General features: G+C 56.2%; 23 protein-coding genes. 8 read left to right on the top strand and 15 right to left on the bottom strand.

What is annotated here, in order from left to right; translation table 11 throughout:
• Positions 1-208 precede the first annotated feature (208 nt).
• Entirely contained in the window at positions 209-721 is a 513-nt protein-coding gene (locus tag AC2FH6_RS09680) for a hypothetical protein (RefSeq protein WP_496702293.1), read from the top strand.
• A 15-nt stretch (positions 722-736) separates the two neighbouring features.
• Here the strand turns inward: AC2FH6_RS09680 and AC2FH6_RS09675 are convergent, their stop codons facing one another.
• The 8 genes from AC2FH6_RS09675 to AC2FH6_RS09640 form a co-directional block, all read right to left on the bottom strand.
• Positions 737-2,542, bottom strand: a complete 1,806-nt coding sequence (locus AC2FH6_RS09675; RefSeq protein WP_496702291.1) for an aminopeptidase P family protein — start codon at positions 2,540-2,542, stop codon at positions 737-739.
• Entirely contained in the window at positions 2,529-3,524 is a 996-nt protein-coding gene (locus tag AC2FH6_RS09670; protein ID WP_496692993.1) for an ABC transporter ATP-binding protein, read from the bottom strand. The genes AC2FH6_RS09675 and AC2FH6_RS09670 overlap by 14 nt, the downstream gene beginning before the upstream one ends.
• Positions 3,521-4,513 (bottom strand): ABC transporter ATP-binding protein, encoded by a 993-nt coding sequence (locus tag AC2FH6_RS09665; protein ID WP_496696734.1) that lies wholly within the window; start codon positions 4,511-4,513, stop codon positions 3,521-3,523. Before AC2FH6_RS09665 ends, AC2FH6_RS09670 begins: the two co-directional genes overlap by 4 nt.
• A 2-nt stretch (positions 4,514-4,515) precedes the next feature.
• Positions 4,516-5,373, bottom strand: coding sequence for an ABC transporter permease (locus AC2FH6_RS09660; RefSeq protein WP_496701234.1), 858 nt, complete (start codon positions 5,371-5,373; stop codon positions 4,516-4,518).
• The gene (locus tag AC2FH6_RS09655; RefSeq protein WP_496702288.1) at positions 5,370-6,311 is read right to left on the bottom strand and encodes an ABC transporter permease; all 942 of its coding nucleotides are present in this window, start codon (positions 6,309-6,311) and stop codon (positions 5,370-5,372) included. The genes AC2FH6_RS09660 and AC2FH6_RS09655 overlap by 4 nt, the downstream gene beginning before the upstream one ends.
• A gap of 57 nt (positions 6,312-6,368) precedes the next feature.
• Complete coding sequence (locus AC2FH6_RS09650) at positions 6,369-7,952, bottom strand: ABC transporter substrate-binding protein (protein WP_496692995.1); 1,584 nt, start codon at positions 7,950-7,952, stop codon at positions 6,369-6,371.
• A 133-nt stretch (positions 7,953-8,085) separates the two neighbouring features.
• Positions 8,086-8,691: a helix-turn-helix domain-containing protein gene (locus AC2FH6_RS09645; protein ID WP_281973159.1), complete on the bottom strand. Its 606-nt coding sequence runs from the start codon at positions 8,689-8,691 to the stop codon at positions 8,086-8,088.
• Positions 8,692-8,850: 159 nt separating this feature from the next.
• Positions 8,851-9,552 (bottom strand): GntR family transcriptional regulator, encoded by a 702-nt coding sequence (locus AC2FH6_RS09640; RefSeq protein WP_496702286.1) that lies wholly within the window; start codon positions 9,550-9,552, stop codon positions 8,851-8,853.
• Between the two features lie 258 nt (positions 9,553-9,810).
• Between AC2FH6_RS09640 and AC2FH6_RS09635 the strand changes: the two genes are divergently transcribed.
• The 5 genes from AC2FH6_RS09635 (at position 9,811) to AC2FH6_RS09615 (ending at position 15,496) form a co-directional block, all read left to right on the top strand.
• Positions 9,811-10,773, top strand: a complete 963-nt coding sequence (locus tag AC2FH6_RS09635; RefSeq protein WP_496701231.1) for a dihydrodipicolinate synthase family protein — start codon at positions 9,811-9,813, stop codon at positions 10,771-10,773.
• A 9-nt stretch (positions 10,774-10,782) separates the two neighbouring features.
• On the top strand, positions 10,783-12,321 hold the full coding sequence (locus tag AC2FH6_RS09630) for an aldehyde dehydrogenase (NADP(+)) (protein WP_496702284.1): 1,539 nt from the start codon (positions 10,783-10,785) through the stop codon (positions 12,319-12,321).
• 198 nt (positions 12,322-12,519) lie between these two features.
• Entirely contained in the window at positions 12,520-13,584 is a 1,065-nt protein-coding gene (gene dctP / locus AC2FH6_RS09625) for a TRAP transporter substrate-binding protein DctP (protein ID WP_496694008.1), read from the top strand.
• A 65-nt stretch (positions 13,585-13,649) separates the two neighbouring features.
• On the top strand, positions 13,650-14,189 hold the full coding sequence (locus AC2FH6_RS09620; protein WP_142637832.1) for a TRAP transporter small permease subunit: 540 nt from the start codon (positions 13,650-13,652) through the stop codon (positions 14,187-14,189).
• A complete protein-coding gene (locus AC2FH6_RS09615) occupies positions 14,186-15,496 on the top strand; it encodes a TRAP transporter large permease (protein ID WP_496702282.1) in 1,311 nt (436 codons plus the stop codon). The genes AC2FH6_RS09620 and AC2FH6_RS09615 overlap by 4 nt, the downstream gene beginning before the upstream one ends.
• Positions 15,497-15,550: 54 nt before the next feature.
• On the opposite strand, the gene AC2FH6_RS09610 is transcribed toward AC2FH6_RS09615, so the two are convergent.
• Complete coding sequence (locus AC2FH6_RS09610; RefSeq protein ID WP_496702280.1) at positions 15,551-15,910, bottom strand: winged helix-turn-helix transcriptional regulator; 360 nt, start codon at positions 15,908-15,910, stop codon at positions 15,551-15,553.
• 87 nt (positions 15,911-15,997) lie between these two features.
• Between AC2FH6_RS09610 and AC2FH6_RS09605 the strand changes: the two genes are divergently transcribed.
• Entirely contained in the window at positions 15,998-17,089 is a 1,092-nt protein-coding gene (locus tag AC2FH6_RS09605; protein WP_496702278.1) for an NAD(P)/FAD-dependent oxidoreductase, read from the top strand.
• Positions 17,090-17,168: 79 nt separating this feature from the next.
• Here the strand turns inward: AC2FH6_RS09605 and AC2FH6_RS09600 are convergent, their stop codons facing one another.
• The 4 genes from AC2FH6_RS09600 to AC2FH6_RS09585 all read right to left on the bottom strand — a co-directional run bounded on the left by AC2FH6_RS09600 (position 17,169) and on the right by AC2FH6_RS09585 (position 19,267).
• Entirely contained in the window at positions 17,169-17,522 is a 354-nt protein-coding gene (locus tag AC2FH6_RS09600; protein WP_425595598.1) for a c-type cytochrome, read from the bottom strand.
• A gap of 92 nt (positions 17,523-17,614) precedes the next feature.
• Positions 17,615-18,481 (bottom strand): CopD family protein, encoded by an 867-nt coding sequence (locus AC2FH6_RS09595; RefSeq protein ID WP_496702276.1) that lies wholly within the window; start codon positions 18,479-18,481, stop codon positions 17,615-17,617.
• 2 nt (positions 18,482-18,483) lie between these two features.
• Entirely contained in the window at positions 18,484-18,825 is a 342-nt protein-coding gene (locus AC2FH6_RS09590) for a copper resistance CopC family protein (protein WP_496702274.1), read from the bottom strand.
• Between the two features lie 10 nt (positions 18,826-18,835).
• Positions 18,836-19,267, bottom strand: coding sequence for a c-type cytochrome (locus AC2FH6_RS09585; RefSeq protein ID WP_496702272.1), 432 nt, complete (start codon positions 19,265-19,267; stop codon positions 18,836-18,838).
• Here AC2FH6_RS09585 and AC2FH6_RS09580 point away from each other — a divergent pair.
• Complete coding sequence (locus AC2FH6_RS09580; protein WP_496702464.1) at positions 19,253-19,690, top strand: hypothetical protein; 438 nt, start codon at positions 19,253-19,255, stop codon at positions 19,688-19,690. The two genes, AC2FH6_RS09585 and AC2FH6_RS09580, sit on opposite strands and share 15 nt — an antisense overlap.
• Before the next feature lie 712 nt (positions 19,691-20,402).
• Here the strand turns inward: AC2FH6_RS09580 and AC2FH6_RS09575 are convergent.
• Both AC2FH6_RS09575 and AC2FH6_RS09570 read right to left on the bottom strand, forming a co-directional pair.
• Positions 20,403-21,128, bottom strand: coding sequence for a hypothetical protein (locus tag AC2FH6_RS09575; protein WP_496701225.1), 726 nt, complete (start codon positions 21,126-21,128; stop codon positions 20,403-20,405).
• Positions 21,112-21,501, bottom strand: coding sequence for a hypothetical protein (locus tag AC2FH6_RS09570; RefSeq protein ID WP_496693006.1), 390 nt, complete (start codon positions 21,499-21,501; stop codon positions 21,112-21,114). Before AC2FH6_RS09570 ends, AC2FH6_RS09575 begins: the two co-directional genes overlap by 17 nt.
• Positions 21,502-21,541 lie beyond the last annotated feature (40 nt).

The raw sequence follows: 21,541 nt of genomic DNA, 5'->3' as shown, positions 1-21,541 counted from the left end.
GCCGAAGCGAGTAGCAGCGGCCTAAATCGCGCTGGATTTAGTACTCGTACCAGAGTGAAAAGGCCAACGTGCAGGGCGTAACCAAGTCATTTGGGCGACCGATTGAATGGTGAGGGGAGACAAAGACAAACTTCCGCCGCTATTTCGTCAGATCAATCACAAATTCATCTTTCAAACAGATCCTCAACAAAACATGAGGGTCGACGCAGTGAATAGAGTCACAAGGCATCTAAGTCTCGAAAGACGGCGGTTGTCGCTGATTGCGGCTCTGGCTTTTGCCTCAGGTTTCGCTCTTTACTCACATATAGATGCAACGCGTTTCGGATTGCCCGTCCCGGTTGTTGTCGGCCTGATCTATATGGCTGTCATTGTATGCACGACGGCTCTATCCACCTATTTCCTTCCAGGCTTGCGCCGCGTCACGGATACGGTGGCGATGACGCGTCTGGCATTTGCTCTTTGGGTGGCCGGAACCCAAAGCCATGAGATCGCAGCCTCGCCCACAATCAGCGCCGCCGTTGTGGTAGGGGGCGCGATCTTCGTGTTGCAAACGGGTTCATTGGTTCAAAAGCTGGCCGGTAATCGACCGGATTTCGGCTTTGTCCCTTACATCGTTGGAAACACGCGCCTGTTTCTGGACTGGTTGGATAACGTAGGCGAATATCAGGGTGCCCGGGTCCAGCCTGTATTTGCCGGAAAGACGCCTCGAACGGTGGTCTGATGGCAAAACTCAGGTTTATTTGGTCAGCGTTGCACAGGCCGTCTGGGCCCATCTAAGGGCCAGAGGCGAAAGATGCGGCCCGACCTGTCTGAGAACCTTGGCATGATAGTCATTGATCCAGTCAATTTCTGACTGGTTCAGCATATCTGGCATCAACATATCCGTCTGGATCGGGATCCAGGTCATGTTCGAGAACTCCAGAAATCCGTCATCTGCCTCGACAATCTCGAACAGGTTTTCGATGCGAATGCCGAACCTGCCGGCCTCGTAATATCCCGGCTCGATCGACATAACCATGCCAGGCATCAGGTCGACCGGGTTGTAAGGTTTGCCAATGCGCTGCGGATGTTCATGGACAGACAACCGGTGGCCAATTCCATGACCCGTACCGTGGTCATAATCCAATCCCAGATCCCACAGCGGGCGGCGACAGATTGCATCAATGTGATGGCCCTGTGTGCCTGCAGGAAAGCGCAGCGTGGCCAGAGCGTGAAAGGCCTTGAACACTGCGGTATAGGCCCGGTCATATCCATCAGGCCGCTGAGGCCCGAACGAAAAGCTGCGCGTGGCATCCGTTGTGCCGGTGTCGTACTGCCCCCCGGAATCCAGCAGGTATGTGCCCCGCGGTTGGATCGGAACGGTATTGTTGGCCTCGGTCGCGTAATGGCACATCGCGGCATTGCCATCGGCGGCCGAGATTGTGTTGAAGCTTTCGTGGATGAACCCATCCTGAGCGCGGCGGAAGGCCAATACCCGCTGTTCTGCTTTACGCTCGGTCACCGGTTCAGCCTGTTTCTGTACCTGAGCCGCCAGCCAGGCGCAGAATTCGGTCCAGGCGATCCCGTCCCGGATATGGCAAGCGCGCAACCCTTCCAGTTCCGTTGTATTCTTGCGGGCTTTGGTTTTGCTTAACAATCCGTTGATCGGCACGCCCTTCGCTCCGGTACGCTCCAGCACTTGTTTGACCGCCGTCGGCGAAAAATCAGGATCGAAAATCACGGCCTGGCCGGGCGCTGTGAGATCACTGAGTGTAGACAGAAAACCATCCGGCGCCTGAACCGAAACATTTTCCGGCATGTGGTCAGTGACATCGGCATCCAGTTTTTGGTCAGACACGAACCAGTGCACTTGGCCCGAGCTTTGCAACAGAAGGAAAGAGTTGGGAACAGGGTTGAAAGCCACGTCTGAGCCACGCACATTAAGCAGCCAGGCGATGTTGTCGGGCTGAGTTTCCACCAGCAAGTCGGCCTCTCGACGTGTTAGCTCAGTGGCCAGATCCGAGATCTTTTCACCCGCCGCCCGGCCCGAAAACTGAAGTGGAAATGGCTCGATCTGTCCTTGGGGGGCAGCGGGTTGGTCGGTCCAGATTGCATCGACCGGATTTGAAGGTGTCGCCACCATCGCGGCACCGCTGCCTTCCAGCCCGCGCTCAAATCGGTCAAACCAGACCGGCGGTAGGTGCATCGAGTCAAAGCCGATTTTCCATCCTTTCTGTGCAACGGCGGCCAGCCAGTATTCGGGCGGCTCGTTAAACAGATGATGGTGCGAGAAAACAGCCTCGGCACACTGGTTTGCAGCCTGTACCACATAGCGGCCATCTACAAATAAGGCGACAGTTTCGGGTGTGACGATGGCCATGCCTGCCGAGCCGCTGAAGCCAGTTACAAAGGCGAGGCGTTCATCATGAGGGGCAACATATTCGCCCTGATGTGCGTCGTAGCGGGGCACGATAAAGGCATCCAGACCTTGTGCTTTAAGCTCTGCGCGCAAGGCCGAAACAATCGCGGATCGGTCGGTTCCGGGGGCATCAAGCATCGGCATTTATCTCTTCAACATGGTGACAGGCGACCTCGCCACGATTTTCAAAAGGCAGCAGGGCAGGCACTTTGGCTTTGCATATGTTGCTGGCGTGAGGGCACCGGACATGGAATGGGCACCCTGAGGGCATGTTCAGCGGTGAAGGCAGCTCTCCCTCAAGCCGCTTGACGGTGCCCCGGTTGTCGGGGTTCAGCGAAGGCGCGGCTGAAAGCAGAGCTTGGCTGTAAGGGTGGGAGGGGGCGGAAAACAAGGTTTCGCTGTCGCCGATTTCAACGATCCGCCCAAGGTAGATTACCGCGACCCGGTTTGAAACATGACGGACAAGCCGCAGGTCATGGGCCACAAACAGGATTGTCAGATCAAGTTCCCGCTGCAGGTCCAGCAACAGGTTTACCACCTGCGCCTGAACCGAAACATCTAGTGCCGAAACCAGTTCGTCCGCAATCAGAACTTCGGGTTCGACCGCCAATGCGCGCGCAATGGCGATCCGCTGACGCTGACCTCCGGAGAATTCGTGCGGCAGCTTGTCTTGCGCGTCCTTCGGAAGGCGGACCAGATCAAGCAACTCGGCCACACGGTCGGGAATTTCTGCTTCTGGGCGCATGTTGTGAACGCTCAGGGCTTCGGCCAGAATTTGCCCTGTCGTCATCCGGGGATTGAGCGATGAATAGGGGTCCTGGAACATCATCTGAACCCGGCGGTTATAGGTGCGGTCAGCTTTGATTTCGCCGTCGAATATGTCCTGACCTTCAAAGTGGATTGAACCGTCGCTGGGCTTATGAAGGCGCACGATACACCGGGCTAGTGTGGACTTTCCACACCCGGACTCTCCGACGACGCCCAGAGTTTCGCCGCGGGTCAGATCTAGGCTGACACCATTCAGCGCCCGTACTTCGCGACCAGGACGCCGCGAAATGACATCGCCGATGCTGCGGCCCATTGGGAACCGCAGATGCAGGTCACGGATTTGCATCAGGGCGGTCATGCGGCGTTCCCTTGGGTTTTGGTTATCGGGTTGAAACAGGCGACCTGTCTATGTTCGGTGATCAGGGTCATCGCTGGGCGCTCTTGCGTGCAGGCGTCTATGCAGGCGGCACAGCGCAGTGCAAACGCGCATCCGGCAGGCAGGGCATCCAGTGCGGGCGGCACTCCGGGAACAGAATATAGCGGCGTGCGAGGAGCGATGTTTTCGGGCACAGACCGCATCAGACCCACAGTGTAGGGGTGATGCGGTGACCGCAGCACATCGCGGACCGGCCCTTGTTCGACGATCCGTCCCGCATACATAACGGCCACGTTGTCGCAAGTCTGGGCAACCACGCCAAGATCATGGGTGACCAGCACAACCCCCATATCCATATCCTGCGCCAGTCGCAGGATCAGATCGAGGATCTGGGCCTGAATGGTCACGTCCAGAGCTGTGGTGGGTTCATCCGCCAGCAACAGTTTGGGTTCTGCGGCAAGCGCTATTGCGATCATGACCCGCTGGCGCATTCCGCCGGAAAATTGGTGAGGATAATCCTTCAAGCGTTGCGCTGCCGAGGGGATGCCGACAAGGTCCAGCATTTCGATTGCCCGATCCAAGCGCGCGGCCCGGGGCAGGTCGGTATGGGCGCGCAGGGTCTCTTCCAGTTGCAGTCCGACTGTCAGCAGCGGGTTCAGCGAGGTCATCGGTTCCTGAAAAATCATCGCGATTTCGCGACCCTGAAACCGACGAAGAGCCCTGTCTGACATGGATATCAGATCACTTCCATTCCAGCGCACCTGGCCGGTCACGTCGCCATAGCGGCGCGCCAGCCCCATGATCGAGCGCAACGTGACGCTCTTGCCCGACCCGCTTTCGCCGACCAGCCCCAAAACCTCACCCCGGTTTACGCCGAAACTGACATCGCGCAGCGCAGGCAACGCGCGACCGTTCTTGTGAAAGGTTGTGCTTAGCCCGGTTACTTCTAGAAGTTTCGTTTGGTCCTGCATCGCTATCCCCGCGGTCTCAGCAGATCGGCAAGCCCATCGCCCAAAAGCGAAAAGCCAAGGCCGGTCAGAACGATGGCGATGCCGGGCATCAGGCTCAGCCACCAGGCGGTCGAGATAAAGTTGCGCCCTTCGGCGATCAGCACACCCCATTCGGCTTGCGGTGGTTGCGCCCCCAACCCCAGATAGCCAAGGGATGACCCCAGCAAGATCACCAGCGCCATGTCAGTCATCCAATAGACAATAACCGGTGTTATCGCGTTTGGCAGCAGGTGGCGGAAGATGATGCGGCTGTCGGAATATCCCATCACCACCCCGGCCGAGGCATAGTCATTCCCCATTTGAGCGATTACCTCGGCCCGCATCAGGCGCGCATAATAGACCCAGTAAACAACTGAAATCGCGATATACATGTTGATCAGGCCCGGCCCTAGAACCGCAACCACGGCAATGACAAGAACCAGGAAAGGAAAGGTGATTACAGCGTCAACGATGCGGCCAAAGATCATGTCCGCGATGCCGCGATAGTACCCGACCAGCGCGCCAACCGTTATACCGGTGACCAATGCGAATACAGTCCCGAAAATTGCCATCTGCATGTTGACCTGATAGGCCCAGATGACGCGGGATAGGCTGTCGCGCCCTAACAGATCTGTGCCGAACGGATGTGCCCAGGATGGTGGTTGGCGCAGGGCCTGATAGTCGATTGCGCTTGGGTCATAGGGCGCGAATACGCCGGGAAACAGGGCAAGCAGCACCGAAAACCCGATGATGATGCACCCGGCCACGAACCCAGGCTTGCGCAAGGCCCGCTGCATGAAGGTGGGGCGCTGCGAGGTGCTGTTGAATGTCGCGTCACTCATTGCAGGCGCATCCTTGGGTCAAGGCGACTCTGAAACAGGTCGGTCATCAGGAAAACCACGGAAACCAGAACAGCAAATGTCAGGGTCAGCCCCTGAATCAGGGGGTAGTCGCGGGCGAAGATAGCCTCGAGCATCAGGCGCCCCATTCCGGGCACGGCGAATACGGTTTCGGTGACCAATGTCCCGCTCATCAGATTGCCAATGGACAGGCCCAGCAGGGTTACCGTCGAAATCAGCGCATTGCGCAGGACGTGGCGACCCAGAACCAAACGAGGCGGCAGGCCTTTGGCACGCGCGAACTGGACATATTCGGCGTCCAGAACCTCGATAATCGCGCTGCGCAGGTTCCGCATGATGATGGCCGAGGTGTAAAGCGCTACGGTCACTGAAGGCAGGAACAGGTGATAGAGCCGCTCGGTAAAGGTGTCGCCATATCCTCCGACCGGAAACAGGCGCAGCTGTGCTGCCAGAAAGGTCAACAGAACGAGGCCAATATAGAACACCGGCATCGACAGCCCGATCTGAAAGACGGTGCGGATCACCGCATCAGGCCAGCGGCCCCGGTTGAGCGCAGCAACAAAGGCCAGCGGACCGGCAATCAGCAGCGACAAAACCACCGAATACACAGTCAGGAAGACAGTGATAGGAAGCCGGTCAGAAATCACATTGATCACATCCGAGCGCATCAGGATGGACCGACCCAGATCGCCCTGCACGGTGTTGGCAAGGAACAGCCAGAATTGCACCAGCATAGGTTCGGTCAACCCAAGCCGTTCACGGATGGCCTGGATGTCGGCGTCCGAGGCACGATCACCGGCCATCGCAATGGCAGGGTCCCCCGGTAGCAATCGAACAAGAAGAAAAATAATAATCATGACCAGGAAAAAGGTCGGGATCATCATCAGGAGTCGTTTGAAGATATAGGACAGGCTGGACAAAGCGAGCTCCGCAAATTTGTCCCGCCGCCTGAAAGCGGCGGGACCAGGGGTCTTACCTTAGCGACTGACGGTTGCTTGATCGAAGATATTGTTGCCCAGAGGGGTCTGGACATAGCCTTCGACAGCTGAGCCAACTGCAACGGCAAAGGGGGTCTCATACATGAACAGCAGAGGGGCTGCTTCGGCATAGAGCTCTTGCATTCGGGCGAATTTCGCTTTGCGCGCCTCGGCGTCCATTTCACCGGCGGCTTCGTCGAACAGGGTATTAAACTCGGCGTTTTCCCAGCCGGTTCCTACTGCCTTGGCCGTGGGTGTGTGGCCCAGCCAGCCCACCACCTGACTGGGATCATTTACATCGTTGACCCAGCCATAGGTGTGAATGTCAAACTCACCTGATCGGTTCTTTGCGCCGCGTGTTGCGCCGTCCACTTGCTCGACCACAAGATCGACGCCCAGAGGAGCCCACATCTGCTGAAGCGCCGCAAAGATGGTTGCATCGTCCGCAGAACCTGCCAGCGTGGTAAAGGTGATTTCGGTTCCATCGGCAAACCCGGCCTCGGCCAACAATGCCTTGGCCTTGTCCACGTCATAGCCATAGAGCGGGGTCATGTCGGCGGCATATTGGGTAGCCTTGGCCATCAACGGCGAGCTCATCGGTTGACCCGCGCCATGCAGTACCAGCCCGATCAACGCTTCTTTGTTGGTGCCATAGTTCAGCGCCTGCCGGACGCGGGCGTCGGCCAGTGGGTTGGCAGAACCATCGGCTCGGCTATCGCGCGTATTGATTGGCGAATAGATGATCCGCGTCGACGGATAGAGGTTCATGTTGATGTTGGAATCCTGCTCCAGCTCGGCCACACGGCTGAATGGTATGAATTCTGCGGCATCAACTTCTCCGGCCTGCAAACTCAGGATGCGGGTAGCGTCATCCGGGATGATCTCAAAATGTACGGCATCCAGATACGGCAGAGCTTTGCCGTCTGCGCCCATGCGCCAATAGTTTTCATTGGCGCAGAAATCCATCGATGCACCTTGTTCAAAGCCACACAGATAGAAGGGGCCAGAGCCTACTCCGGCGGCTGTGGCGGCAAATATCGCAGCGGATTTTTCCTGATCTGTTGCACCTTCTGCGGCCTCAAAGGCCGCTTTGGACACGATTGCCGTGTTGAATGTGGCCAGCATGGACAGGATGGTTGGATCCGGGCTGCCAAGGGCAACCGTGATCGCGTTTCCATCTGCGGTAACCGCGTCGATCGAACCCAGCAAGCCAGCCCAGGGGCTCAGGTCGGGATTGCGCGCTCGGTCGAGGGAAAAGACTACGTCGTCACCTGACATGGGCGTACCGTTTGCGAATTTGATCCCCTCGCGCAGGGTCAGCGAAACCGTTTTACCATCGTCAGAGACTGTATAGGTCTCAGCAAGGCCGGGTTCGACGGAATTGCCGTCGGCACTGCTCCGCAGCAGGGTGTCGAACAGGCTGCCGACCATCCAGATATCAGGGTTGCGATCCGCATAGATCGGATCAATCAGGCGCGACCCGTCATAGCGTGCAAAGTTGAGTGTGCCGCCTCTTTCCTGTGCCAAAGCAGGCATGGCCAGGGTAGCGGCAACGGTTAGTCCCAAAACCGTCTTCAATTTCATAATCAGTCCTCCCGCAGAATGAATTCATGCTCGGGGCGACCATATCCGATTCTTAACAATACTAAAGCTTTTTTTAGTGGTGGGTGAAAAATGGCCAAATGTATTTAGGCTGACCTCTGTTCGGTTGGTCAATTTAACTTGCCACAAAGCCGGAATCATTGATCGGAGAGGTTGTTACCCAAAGCTCTACGGCTTCTACGTCCCCCAATACGACCGAGAAATGACGGGTAGATGTGTCGTGGTGAACGACGTCACCTGGCGACATAATGAAAACCTTGTCACCAAGGTGATATTCAAGCCGTCCCGAGATCAGATAGCAAAACGCCTCGCCCTCATGCCGCATCTTTTCGGAAACGTGCCCCGGGGGGCGATGAACGATCTGTGGGTTGAACAATGCACCGGTAAAACCAGGGCCCAGCTTCTCATAAAACCTGCCCCGCATACCCAGGGAATATGTCTGGCGGTTGTCCTTTGCCACATATTCGCTGAACACCTCGGGTACGCTGAGCAGCTTTTCGATGCTGGTTTGAAGTGCAGCGGCAATCGCCATCAGCGAGGTCAGCGAGGGTGAGCTCAGGCCGCGCTCGACCTGAGACAGAAAGCCCGTTGTCAGATCAGAGGTCTGTGCGACCTTGTCCAAAGTCAGGCCCATCGCCTTGCGCCGCCTGCGAATTGCCTGCCCCAGCTCGGTCGGCGTGCCCTTCGGCTTTGATTTGTCGCGCGCGTTTGCTGCGTTCATTCCCTGTCTCCCGGAATCGTGGGTTGCCGCGCATTCAACCGGATCGCAGAGGAAATATCAAAATTTTTTTTAGCAGAGGTAAATTTATTTGGGAAGATCTGGATATAAACCTTCAAACCCCTCAATTTTTCCAACGGCTTAGTATCTAGCGAAACAGAATCAGAGTTTGATAGCGTGACGCCGATCCGCCGAGATCATGTCGCGGATGTTCTGGACGATTTGTTCCGCATGGGCGCTCGCCAATCGGTCGGCCTCGGTAATGTCCTGGGCCGCAATAGCTGCGATTATGTCGTCATGTTCCAGGGAATACCGATCCGGTAACCGATCCCCAAAGGACGAATAATAGGGCCGCATGATCCGTTGCCCTTCGTTCAGCAATCTGCGCGTCAGGCTTTCGTAATATGGGTTGCGCCCTGCTTTGGCGATTGCATTATGAAGCTCTGCGTTTTTTGCGATCATGGTCAGAACGTCATTTTTGGCAGCTGCATCCGAAAATTCCTGCTGCCGCATGCGAATGTCGCACAGATCCTGGTCCGTTCGGTATTCGGCGGCCAGCCGGGTTGTAACGCGGTACATCAGGGTCATCGCATCAAAGAATGTGTGAAGATTCAAAAAGTCTATGGGCGCCACTATGCTCGCGCGGTTCGGCAGTGTCGCCACCAACCCTTCCGATGTCAGCCTGACAAGGGCTTCACGGATCGGGGTGCGCGACATCGAGAACCGCTCGCTCAGCTTGGCCTCGTCTATGGCGCTGCCGGGCGCAAGGGCGAGGTCGATGATTTCGTCCCGCAGTGTTTCATAGACGAACTGAACGCCTGATCCACGTTTGCGGCCGGCTTCGACCGGCTTTCGTTTTTCCATGTCAGAGCATTCCCTAGCCGCTGGATCGCGGTCCATCTGCGTTCGCACATCAATTTTGCCACACGTACCGGTGCTAAGTCGAGTGTTAATCCCAGCCAAAAACCAGTTGTTTTTCACGTATTTTGGGGCCTTATTCCTTCTTGTCGAAAATTTGTCGACAAATAAAATATTTAAAGTAGACTGACGGCAAGATTACACGAATCCCTAACCCGGTGGGGCATTCCACCGGCCCGGCAATAAAATACGGAGACCCAAATCGTGAACCCGAATGTCTTTTCCGGATGCATCCCGGCCCTGATGACGCCCTGTCGCGCGGATCGCAGTCCTGACTTTGAGGCGCTTGTGCGTAAAGGTCATGAGCTGATCGAGACGGGCATGTCCGCGGTTGTCTATTGTGGCTCGATGGGTGATTGGCCCCTTTTGACCGATGCGCAGCGTATGCAGGGCGTCGAGGCGTTGGTCGGGGCTGGTATCCCGGTGATCGTGGGAACAGGCGCGATCAATTCGGCCTTGGCAATCCAGCATGCCGCACACGCGCAGAAAGTGGGCGCCAGCGGATTGATGGTCATTCCACGTGTACTGTCACGCGGCGCGTCCATGACTGCGCAGCGGCACCACTTCAAAGGCATTCTGGCCGCGGCACCGGATCTTCCCGCAGTGATCTACAACAGCCCTTATTACGGATTTACCACCCGTGCGGATCTGTTCTTTGATCTGCGCAAGGACCACCCGAACCTGAACGGTTACAAGGAATTCGGCGGCGCCGAAGATCTGCGCTATGCCTCCGAAAACATCACCAGCGGTGATGACAATGTTTCCCTGATGGTCGGCGTGGATACCGCGGTGTTCCACGGGATCGTGAATTGTGGCGCAACCGGCGCCATCACTGGGATCGGGAATGTGCTGCCCGATGAGATTCTGCATCTGGTGGATTTGTGTCAGGCGGCGGCCAAGGGCAATGCCAACGCGCGTGCCCGGGCGTTGGAGCTTGAGGCGGCTTTGGGCGTTTTGTCGTCCTTCGACGAAGGCACCGATCTTGTGCTCTACTACAAACACTTAATGGTTATGACGGGTCATCCCGAATACACGCATCATTTCAACGAAACAGATGCCCTTACTGACAGCCAGCGCGGCTATGTTGAACAACAGTTCAGACTGTTCCGTACCTGGTACGAGAACTGGAGCAGTCAGGCCGGTTCTTCGGCGCAAAATGCAGCGTGAGGATTGGGTATGTCGTTGAATAATGGATATGTTTTTCGCGGTCAGCACTTGATTGGCGGTCAGTGGGTTGGAGCTGATGAAAGCTTTGCCTCCAGCCCCGTCTCGGGTGAGGGGAGCAACTTTGCTGCGGGTACGCCTGAGTTGGTTGATCAGGCCTGTACCCTGGCCGAGGCCGCCTTTGGAGATTACGCCAATCGCAGCCGAGCGGATCGGGCCAGATTCCTGAATGCTATCGCGGATGAGGTCGAGGCCCGTGCCGAGGCCATCACCAGCATTGGCAGTGCAGAAACCGGTCTGCCCGAGATGCGTCTTCAAGGCGAGCGGGGACGCACGGTTGGTCAGTTGCGCATGTTTGCCGAATTCGTCCAGGATGGTGCGTATCTAGAGCGCCGCCATGATCTGGCGATGCCGGATCGCCAACCCGCCCCACGTCCTGACATCAAGATGATGCAGCGCCCGGTTGGCCCGGTGGCTGTTTTTGGCGCCTCGAACTTCCCCTTGGCATTTTCGGTTGCCGGAGGTGACACCGCATCGGCACTGGCCGCAGGTTGCCCGGTCGTGGTCAAAGGCCACCCCGCCCATCCGGGCACCGGCGAAATCGTCGCTGATGCCATCCACGCGGCGGCCAGGGCGACCGGTATGCCCGACGGCGTATTCTCATTGGTGCAAGGTGGGGACCGCAGCATCGGAGAAGCATTGGTAAAGCATCCGGCAATCCGTGCCGTGGGCTTTACCGGTGGGCTGGCCGGAGGCAGGGCGCTGTTTGACCTCTGCGCAAGCCGCCCAGACCCGATCCCGTTCTTTGGTGAATTGGGCTCGGTCAATCCGATGTTTGTTCTTCCAAACGCTATGGTCGCCAGAGGTGAAGAGATCGGCAAAGCCTGGGCGGGGTCGATGACCATGGGGGCAGGGCAGTTTTGCACCAATCCGGGCGTTGCCGTGATGATCACAGGCGATGATGCTGACCAATTTATCGATGCTGCTGCGAGTGCCCTGAGTACAGTGCCGTCACAGACCATGCTGACCGATGGGATTGCCGAGGCATTTCGATCCGGCCAATCGCATTTGGCCGAACATCCCGCTGTGCGCACGATCCATCAAGGTTCCACGGCAGGCCGTTCAGCTGAACCGGCGCTCTTCGAAACCGATGCCGAAGCGTTTCTGGCTGATCCCAGCCTCAGCGAAGAAGTGTTTGGGCCCGCATCGCTGATTGTGCGCGTCGGCTCGGAAAAAGAGATGGTTGCCTTGTCAGCCCAGCTGGACGGGCAACTTACGGCCACGATCCAGATGGATGACAGCGACACCGCGCTGGCGCAGCAACTCTTCCCGATCCTGGAGCGCAAGGCCGGGCGGTTGCTGTTCAACGGCTTCCCAACCGGGGTCGAGGTGGTGGGGTCCATGGTCCACGGGGGGCCTTATCCTGCCAGCACGAATTTCGGCGCAACAAGCGTCGGCACAATGGCCATCCGCCGTTGGCTGCGACCCGTAGCATATCAGAACATGCCCGCCGCACTCAGCCCCGAAGATCTGGAAGGCTCGACGCAATAAGCGGTGAACCACAGGGCTGAGGCTGGAAATTTCCTCGGTCATATCAAAGGCTTTGGCCCCGGTGAACGGGGCCGGGCAGGGACACCAAGATCGGCTGTTCCGTATCATCCGCAACACTCTGCCATAGAAGCAGATCACCGGAAATTCCGCGTCATTCGACGTGCAAAATCGGGCTTTGGCCCATAACAGGAGGACAAGATGAAACTCTTCTCGAACTTTGCCGCCCTGGCGGTAACAGCCACGCTTGCAATGCCCGCAAGCGCCGCAGAAATTGAATGGAAGATGACCGCAGCGATTGGTGAAGGTTCATTCTTTTACCAGAACTTCATGGAACGATTTGCGGCTAATGTGGACACACTGACCGCGGGGCGCATGCATGTCCAACCTTTTGGCGCGGGCGTTCTGGCCCCGGCCTTCAAGGCGTATGAAGTAGTTCAGGACGGCATCGTCGAAGCCGGACATTCCACGCCGTCTTATCTGGTAAACCAGGACCCGACCAATGCCGTTTTCGCCAGCTTCCCCGGTGGAATGTCCGGCGAGGCGACCCTGCACTGGATCTATGAAGGCGGCGGTGAGCAGATGCTGCAGGATTTCCGCCGCGAAGAAATGGGTCTGCACACGCTGGTCGTTGGGGTCGGTACGTCCGAAGTTATGGCGCATTCGAACGTCAAGATCGAAACAACCAACGATCTGAAGGGCGTCAAATACCGGACCTCGGGCGCATGGGCCGCTGTTCTACAGGACAGCTTTGGCGGCGTTCCGACGGTTGTCCCGGGAAATGAAATCTACACTTTGCTGCAGCGTAAGGGTGTGGACGCGGTCGAATGGTCGACACCAGGAGGCAATATCTCTGAAGGTTTCCACGAGGTTGCGCCCTATATGATCATGCCCGGCGTGCATCAGCCGTCCTTTCTGTGGGAAGTCTTCGTCAAACAGGAAACTTGGGATGCTCTGCCCGAGGATATCAAGCTTCAGGTTACCGCAGCGGCCAAGCTGACAACATACGAAAGCTTCACACATTTCGGTCACGCGGACATTCAAGCCATGGCTGCCTTCCGCGATACCAAAGTTGAAATCATCAACATGGTACCAGCGGAATCCGAAAAGATCCGCGCCGCCGGGCGCGATTGGGCCCGTAGCCAGGCTGCCAAAAAAGCCGAAGACGGAAGCGCCCGGATGCAAGAGGTTCTGGACAGCTACCTCACCTATCAAGCGAACTGGGCCGAGAATTCGGGTTATTTGGTTCGCGACAGCGCCGAATAGGCTCTGCCCTGACATTGGTTGGATGACCGGATATTCGTGCCGGTCATCCGTTTCCGGGGACATACATGACCACTATTCTCAGAGTCATCGACGCGATTGCCGGGGCGCTGGCCCTGCTGGGTCGATGCGTAATTTTTGCCCTGATCGTGGCAATGCTGTACGAGGTTGTTGCTCGCTATGCGTTTGGTGCGCCGACGCTTTGGGCGTTTGATATCTCGTACATGCTGAACGGTTCGGTTTTTCTGCTTGGGGCGGCTTATGCCCTGCGCTGTGACGTGCATGTCAGGATCGACTTTCTGTCTCAGCGTATGCCGATGCGGGCGCAGCAGCTGTTGAACGGTGCTGTCTTTCTGTTGGTCATGACACCGATCACGACCATCTTTGCCTGGGTTGCAAGCAAAAAAGCCTGGAAAGCTCTGATCACCGGAGAGGTCGAAAGCGTCAGCCCTTGGGCGCCGGTTGTCTGGCCGTTTTACACGGTCATCGCCGTTGGTCTGGCGGCCTTGGCGCTGCAATTCCTGGCTGAGGCGATCAAGTTGCTTTCGGGGCGCAAGAACCCTGGTGAGGCACCGGGCGAACTGGACGGCATGGAAGAAAACCAATGACACCATTACTGATGTTTGCAGCCCTTTTTGTGTTGGTCTTTGCCGGAGTGCCGGTGGCCTTTTCGCTCATCATCATCTCCGTCGCCTTTGGCTACATGGTGTTTGGCGAGCTGATCTTTTTGCAGCTTTATGGTCCGCTGCTTCATACGGCTTCGAATTTCGTACTGGCAGCAATCCCTCTGTTCATTTTCATGGGGGCGATACTTGAGCGTTCGGGGATCGCGAAACGTCTGTTCTTTGCACTGCAGTTGTGGCTGGGCGGCTTGCCCGGTGGATTGGCGCTGTCGACGATTGCAATGTGCGCAGTTTTCGCCGCCGCATCCGGCGTTGTAGGCGCGGTCGAGATAGTTGTGGGGTTGATGGCCATCCCAGCCATGACCAAAGCGGGTTATCGTAATGACCTCATCGCGGGAACAATCTGTGCAGGGGGCTCACTGGGGACAATAATTCCACCCTCGGTCATTGTGGTCGTCTATGCGTCGATTGCGCAGCTGTCGATTGGCAAGCTGTTTGCCGCATCTATCCTGCCCGGCTTGCTGATGGTGGTATTCTTCGTGCTTTATATTTTGGTGCGCAGCATGGTCCGACCTGCTGACGCTCCTCCGTTGCCACAGGCAGAGCGCGCGATGCCAACCGGCCGTAAGATGAAGGTGACGTTGACGGCATTGTTGCCCCCGCTGGCATTGATTGTCCTGGTGCTGGGCTCGCTTCTGGCCGGTGTTGCCTCGGCCACCGAAGCTGCCGCAGTCGGGGCCGCCGGTACGATCCTGCTGGCTTTGATGTTTCGGGAACTAAACCTGAAACTGATGTCCGAGGCACTGAATGTGACCCTGCGCATCACCGCTATGATCATGTTGATCGTGGCCGGAGGAACGATGTTCACCAGCATCTTTGCGGTCACCGGAGGCGGACAGCTGGTGCGCGATACCGTTGCCGGGATCGGGTATGGCAATGCCGGTATCATCGCATTCTTTTTGTTGGTGGTCTTTTTCGCGGGCTTTGTACTGGACTGGGTGTCGATCGTTCTGATTTTCATTCCGATCTTTGCCCCGATCGTGAAATCCGCCGGAATTGATCCGATCTGGTTTGCCATGATGGTTCTAGTGGTGATTCAGACTTCGTATCTGACACCGCCAATGGCACCGTCGATTTTCTATCTTCGATCAATCGCTCCGCGTGACATGAGCTATGGGCAGATGTATCGCGGCGTGTTGCCCTTTGTAGGGGCGCAAATGCTGGTTCTTGTGGTCATCATCCTGATCCCCGAAGTGGCGACATGGTTGCCAGAGATATTGGTCGGTCTTTGACATAGATCTTGGTCTTACCCCTTCAGATGCCTGGCCCCGGTTCAAGGGGCTGGGTCATCGCCCTAGTTGTTTCGAAAGATCTTTCGGTTCCGGTAACTTGTCCGCATTCTGCGCCGCCCATTGATGCATCTCATACAGCAGTGGAAGCAGGCTTTGACCCAGAGGTGTGAGGCTGTATTCGACATGCGGCAGTATGGTCTTGAAGTCTTTGCGAGAGACAAAGCCCGTCGTCTGCAACTCGGTCAGCTGGCGCGTTAACGTTCGATGTGTGATGCGCCCGAGGTTTCGCTGAAGCTGGTTGAACCGGCAGTCCCCCTGCGAAAGCCAGTAGATGATCAACAGCTTCCATCGACCTGAGATCGCCGAGATCAATGCTTCGATCTGACAATGATCCTCTAACTCATCATGTTTCAAGGCAGTATCCTAGATGACCGTACTTGTTCGTGTGAACCTGCAATTTTAGATAGTGGTCAGAACGTTATGCCGCAACGGGGGGACCCTATGGCGAAGAAGAAAATTGTGATCATTGGCGGGGGCTATGTCGGGTTTGAAGTTGCCCGGGAACTGGACGCTTGCGCGGACGTCACCCTGATTGAGCAACGCGAAGCGTTCGTGCATCCGCCTGCAGCGATCCGCGCGCTGGTTGAACCCGCCTTGCTGGACCAGATCATCCTGCCATACGACAATCTGCTGCAATCGGGTAAGGTCGTGCGCGGGCGCGCCGTTTCGGTTTCTGAAACCGAGGTCACTTTAGAATCTGGAGCTGTCTTTCCGGCGGACTATATCCTGATCGCCACCGGATCATCCTATGCAGCGCCGTTCAAGCCGTCGGGTGGCAGCATTGCGGATTTTCAGCAAGCGAGCAAAGACGTCAGCGCGCAACTGGCCAAGGCGAATTCAGTTGTGATCGTAGGGGCAGGCGCTGTCGGTACAGAGCTTGCGGGCGAAACAGCCTCGGCACATCCGGGTAAATCCATCACCCTGGTTTCGTCGGATGATACCTTGTTTCCCAAGTACCCGGCCAAGCTAGGCGCGCAGCTCAAAGGTAAGTTGGAACGGCTGGGCGTCACTGTCATTCTCGGCCAGAGGGCGCAGGATTTACGCCATTTGGATCGGCCCTACGAAGGATCCGTGAGCTTGACCGACGGTAGAGTGATTGCGGCAGATCTTATATTTCCGGTGGTTGGATCGAAACCCCAATCGTCTTTGGTTCAAAGCCTTCCGGGCGTGTCGGCTGATGCATTGGGTAGGGTCAAAACCGACAAATGGTTGCGACCGTCAAGCTATCCGAATGTCTTCGTCGGCGGTGACATTGCCGACATTGGCGACGGAATGACAATCGTAGCAACGGCACGGCAGAATCCGTGGCTGATCAAAACGCTTAAGAAAGTAATCGAGGGCGCACCCGTTGAAAGTCAAAAACCCTACGCGCCCTGGAAAAAAGCACCCATTCTGGTTCCCCTTGGCCCAGTCATCGGCAGCAGTTGGCTTTTTGCGACAGTGGGTGACTGGATCACACGCAAGATAAAGGGGAAAGATATTTTCATTCCCAAATATCGAAAGGCTTTTGGGATTTCGAGCTCCGGAAAATAGTTCCTCCTGAACATTGCGATTTGCTAACGTTCAGGTATCCCGCACAGATGATGTCTGTGATAATCGTGTTGGCCTGCCTCTAGTCGTGTGCGAGGTTGCGACTGGCTTGTACCTGCTGAATATCTTTCGGCCATGTGGAACGGATATAGGCCAGAACATCCCAAATACCGTCATCAGTCAAAGTGCCTTCGAAACCTGGCATGCCACTGTTGAAATTCTTGACGCCGCGTGCGGCCAGTGTCTTTGCACCGCCGAATTTGGTGTAGTCAAACAAAAGCAGGCTATCATGGTGCCATGTGTGCCCGGTCACGTCATGTGGTGGAGCAGGCAACACACCGTCTTCACCCGGTGTTTGCCAGTTGGGTTGGCCTTCCAGGTTAACGCCGTGGCACGCGGCGCATTGATCTACGTAGAGCCTCTGTCCATTCGCCACGTCTCTGTCTGTAAACGTATGATCCGCGGCAACGCTGGAATAAATGCTGCATAGGACCAAAATAAATAAGTGCCTGGTCATCTCCACCTACCTCAATTCGGAAGCGTCAGAACGGTTGTTAGTGTAGCCGTAGTTGTCAGCACCGCCAGAACGATCAGCGCCTCAACTTCGATGGATCGGGCGAGGTGCTGCGCTGCCTTGGTATCTCCGTCCAGCATTGCCGGAACAAATCGAAGCTTGTTCGCGGCGGCTAGGATCAATAGCAGCCCTACAAATAGTACTTTGAGCAACAGGGCCTGCCCATAACCAGTGGAAATGAGCGCTCGGATATCACCAACAAGCAACCAAGCCATCCAGAAACCTGCGACGATCAATGCGGGTACCATCAGTGCCGCAGCTTGGCCAAACCTATGCCCAAGTGCAGCAGCAGCTGCAATTTGCTCAGGTTGAAGAGCCATACTCCGCAGCGGGCTGAAGATGCCTACCCAGAAAGCTACACAGAGCAGGTGTGCTAGTAACAAGAGTTGGGTACCAAAATTCTCTAGATCCGATAGGTGCCCGATCTGTGCAAAGGACCACAGAGCCATCGTGCCACCCACAAGTGCGATCCCTAAACCAAAGCGCGGAACAGACAATCCGACAAGGATCATTGCTGCGCCTATCACTTGATAAACAAATACATCGCCTACGGATGTCTGCCAGAGTAATCCAAGCATCTCGGGGTCGACCAGCCCATCCGCTCCGCCCGTCAAGAGGGCTCCACGAAGCATGAACCCCAGTGCCGTCGCAATGAGAGCAAGCCATGCCAAGGCCATGGATTGGCGTTTCATCGCCAGGCTTATCGGTGTGACCAAGCTGGAATAGAGACACTTAACGACCACAAGGCCAGTGGCCCCCGCAAAGCCGATATAGAGTGCTAGCTTTGCGAGGATTGCAGCAATTCCCCAGATGTCTGGCATGCTCATTCCACAGTAAAGGTAAACGCGCCCTGCATCGCATGACCGTCCTCACCTAAACCGCGCCACTCGATGACATAGGTGCCCGCGCCATTGCCTGGCAGTGGAATTTTGAACTTCTGAGCAAATCTTGCCTGGTCGCCCATATCCAGTCGTACTGCCCCGTGTTCTTCGTGTTCCATCTCTATCCGGGTCAGCCGGATGTCTTTCGAGAAATTGAGGCCAATTTCAGCGGGCACAGTCGTTACTGTGGTTCCGTCTGCAGGTGTTGTTTCTGTGACCTTGGAATGCGCCAGCGCAAAATTGGGGAGTGCAGCCAGGAGTATAAGCAATACAATCTTCTTCATGGGGCTATCCTCAATTTATTCCGTTGGCGCGCTGGATTTCACGAATGTAGGCGATCACCATAGCGACGTCACCTCGCGTCAAGCCGTCGACGGGCGGCATGTCTCCAAACTGCCAATGGTGACTTCTTACACCCTGTGAAACCGCCCTCTGAAACGCTTCATCAGCGTGGTGACTAGGTTCGTATATCTTGTGGATCAGTGGCGGTCCTGCGCCGTCAATTCCGACCGCATTGACACCGTGGCAAGTGGCACAGGAGGCATCAAAGACCCGCTGGCCGATTGCTGCTTTGCCCTCAATAGGTGGCATCTGAATTGCGACTAGGCCGTCTCTTGAAACTGTCGCCTGGGGGCTGGCTTCTTCGATTGGGTCTGAACGAAAAACTATGAAAGCGGCAACAGCCGAGACGACGCAAGCGCCGATTAACAAGTGACTTTTCTTCATGGGTTGAACCTGACTTTGTGGAGGCTGGAAGTGCTGCGGCACATCGCAAACAGCCGCAAGGGCCGGTCACTTAGGCGCGCGCGGATCTTGGCAGCTTCAAAGGTCAGGGGGTCTGTAGGGGCTATCTGGTTCAGTCAACTTGGATTGGGATCCAATCTGGAACTCTCGGTCAAGCTGATATTGATTCCACACGACTTGGCTGTTCTGCGAGATCAGTACGACGGCTTGGCAAAGCAAGGGGTTACACTCTCCGGTACCGGCATTATCCGTGTCGTGATGGCTGCTTTGGGCCGAGATGTCAGGGATGCTTTTTACCGCGGCGGAGTGTTCCGCCGATTGCATATGGTCCCCGCAGTGAAGCCCGACGCAGGCATGAGACTCGCCACCAAATCCGGCCAGAATGACCAGAAGACTCGTCAATAGCGCAAATGTGTATCGTCGGATGACCATGATTCCGGACGCTAATGCAGCGGAACACACAAGACAACGCCTGCAGCTTCATTATGCGCCACGCCGTTCTAAAGGAAATTACAACGCTGATTTTCGTGAAGGGGCATTCCCCGCTCTTGTCCGGCGCGCGATTCTCATCAGATGCAGAGAGTCCGGGTCTATTTTGATTTCTATCAGTTGGGCCAAGCAACTGATTAGCGGCCAAACGGCAACACAGGTCGCAACAGTGTCAACGCCGACGATCGGATAGTAGAGGAACTTACTCTGGGATTCAGTGGTCGCATCAGTCTTCTGGAAGGTTAGTCACATCGTATTTGCTTTGTGCATTGGCCGTTGTTCGATTTGCTGCATTTCAATCCGTCGAATAGTCGAGGTCTTCTCGCCACTCTCGCAGCAAATACTCCAAGTCGGAAATATGGTTTCCCAAGACCTGCTCATCGACGCGTGAGTTTGTGTATTGATCCAGATGTTGTAACTGCCCTTGCTGGCGAGAGCATCGGTCTGGCCGGCTACCGGCGATATTCTGGCGAAACTCATGTCTGACGCGCTGCGGTGTCTGGCTGGGGTGGGCAGCGCTGGTTGCGAACGTAGCATCGCGCGCGGGTGGGGAATGTCTCTTTTGGGCCGACATTATCTTTATTGGGAAAAGTTGGTCCTCAGTATATGCGCCGTTTCGTAACGTCGTTCATGGGCTTGCAAAGCTGATAGCCAGCGCTTCTACCGCGTCCCCGTAGGTTGGGTATAGACCGGCGCGTTGTTCAAAGGCGTAGGCCTGAAAATAGTCCCAAAATAAGGTCACTTCCGTGCCAAAATAGTCTTTGAGCAAAGGAGTATTGCAAAGGTCGGCACGTAAACAAAATTCAACCTCGCTGAAAAACACAACTACTGTGTCGATCTGCGCTTCGATTTCTTTGAGTGTATCTGCATCGCCTGTTTTGAGATTTTCCAATAGGTTCGCACCGATCTGCTTACGGGCCAGTTGCCGTGCTCGCTCGGGCAAGTCCGCGGGTACTTCGCCCGCAGCTTTGATTGCGGGGATCAGAACGTTGCCTAGTTGGGTGTATGTTTCGCGTGCACCGGTTTTCTGCCAGTCCGACATCAACTCGATGGAGCGCTCCTTTTTTGTGTCGAGGTAGCCCTGATAGAAGTTCAACGCCGAGACCCCGGCGGAGGCGGCAATAGCGATCAGTGACAAAAGGCGAAAGGTGCTCTCAATTCGTTCCCATGCGGTTTTAGGCGCGGGGGCCGTGTCGGCGGTGGCAATGCGGCGGCCAAGCGGGCCGTCGTCTCCTGGTTCGACATCCTCGTCCGCCTGTACAGGTTCAAGAACACCGGAAAGTTCGGCTGCGCCCGGGTCCAGATCATTGGAACGCGTACGCCTAATCGACCGTTTGTCAGTTGGAGCAGTCAACGCGGACCTCAAATGTCAGTGTTTTGTCCTTTTCGAATTGCGCGGTTTCGACCTCGCGCGCAAGACAATCAAGCGCCGGTTCGGGTATTAGAAACGCCTGGTCCAGCTGCACCGGCCCCCCTCCATCGGTTTGCACGTCAGGAAGCGCAGTTGCACTGCGATCTAAACCACATGCGGACAAATCAACAAGGTGCACCTCTGAGTTGTTCTGTGATGCCGCCAAGCGTTCGTCGTTCAGCCGCTTGAGATAGCATTTCGCGAGCAGTTCGTTCAAAGTGACCTTTTCGGCGCAAAACCCGCAATCCGCAAAAACCGGCGGTGCCACGAGGGCACACGCGATGCAAATGGAGGCCGCTGATGTCAGGTTCTTCATTGTGTGTGTCCACTCAGGAGTCTTGACAGACAAGGATAAG

Source organism: Ruegeria sp. CDSC045, assembly GCF_059610725.1.
Note: the sequence above shows the minus strand (reverse complement) of the source record. Positions and strands in the feature narration are given on the sequence as shown.

Coding starts and splice junctions, on each gene's coding strand:
- AC2FH6_RS09595 (WP_496702276.1), bottom strand. CDS start 18,481: ATGCCAGACATCTGGGGAATTGCTGCAATCCTCGCAAAGCTAGCACTC.
- AC2FH6_RS09620 (WP_142637832.1), top strand. CDS start 13,650: ATGACCACTATTCTCAGAGTCATCGACGCGATTGCCGGGGCGCTGGCC.
- AC2FH6_RS09665 (WP_496696734.1), bottom strand. CDS start 4,513: ATGCAGGACCAAACGAAACTTCTAGAAGTAACCGGGCTAAGCACAACC.
- AC2FH6_RS09670 (WP_496692993.1), bottom strand. CDS start 3,524: ATGACCGCCCTGATGCAAATCCGTGACCTGCATCTGCGGTTCCCAATG.
- AC2FH6_RS09645 (WP_281973159.1), bottom strand. CDS start 8,691: ATGAACGCAGCAAACGCGCGCGACAAATCAAAGCCGAAGGGCACGCCG.
- AC2FH6_RS09630 (WP_496702284.1), top strand. CDS start 10,783: ATGTCGTTGAATAATGGATATGTTTTTCGCGGTCAGCACTTGATTGGC.
- AC2FH6_RS09660 (WP_496701234.1), bottom strand. CDS start 5,373: ATGAGTGACGCGACATTCAACAGCACCTCGCAGCGCCCCACCTTCATG.
- AC2FH6_RS09640 (WP_496702286.1), bottom strand. CDS start 9,552: ATGGAAAAACGAAAGCCGGTCGAAGCCGGCCGCAAACGTGGATCAGGC.
- dctP (WP_496694008.1), top strand. CDS start 12,520: ATGAAACTCTTCTCGAACTTTGCCGCCCTGGCGGTAACAGCCACGCTT.
- AC2FH6_RS09605 (WP_496702278.1), top strand. CDS start 15,998: ATGGCGAAGAAGAAAATTGTGATCATTGGCGGGGGCTATGTCGGGTTT.
- AC2FH6_RS09570 (WP_496693006.1), bottom strand. CDS start 21,501: ATGAAGAACCTGACATCAGCGGCCTCCATTTGCATCGCGTGTGCCCTC.
- AC2FH6_RS09675 (WP_496702291.1), bottom strand. CDS start 2,542: ATGCCGATGCTTGATGCCCCCGGAACCGACCGATCCGCGATTGTTTCG.
- AC2FH6_RS09615 (WP_496702282.1), top strand. CDS start 14,186: ATGACACCATTACTGATGTTTGCAGCCCTTTTTGTGTTGGTCTTTGCC.
- AC2FH6_RS09650 (WP_496692995.1), bottom strand. CDS start 7,952: ATGAAATTGAAGACGGTTTTGGGACTAACCGTTGCCGCTACCCTGGCC.
- AC2FH6_RS09585 (WP_496702272.1), bottom strand. CDS start 19,267: ATGAAGAAAAGTCACTTGTTAATCGGCGCTTGCGTCGTCTCGGCTGTT.
- AC2FH6_RS09590 (WP_496702274.1), bottom strand. CDS start 18,825: ATGAAGAAGATTGTATTGCTTATACTCCTGGCTGCACTCCCCAATTTT.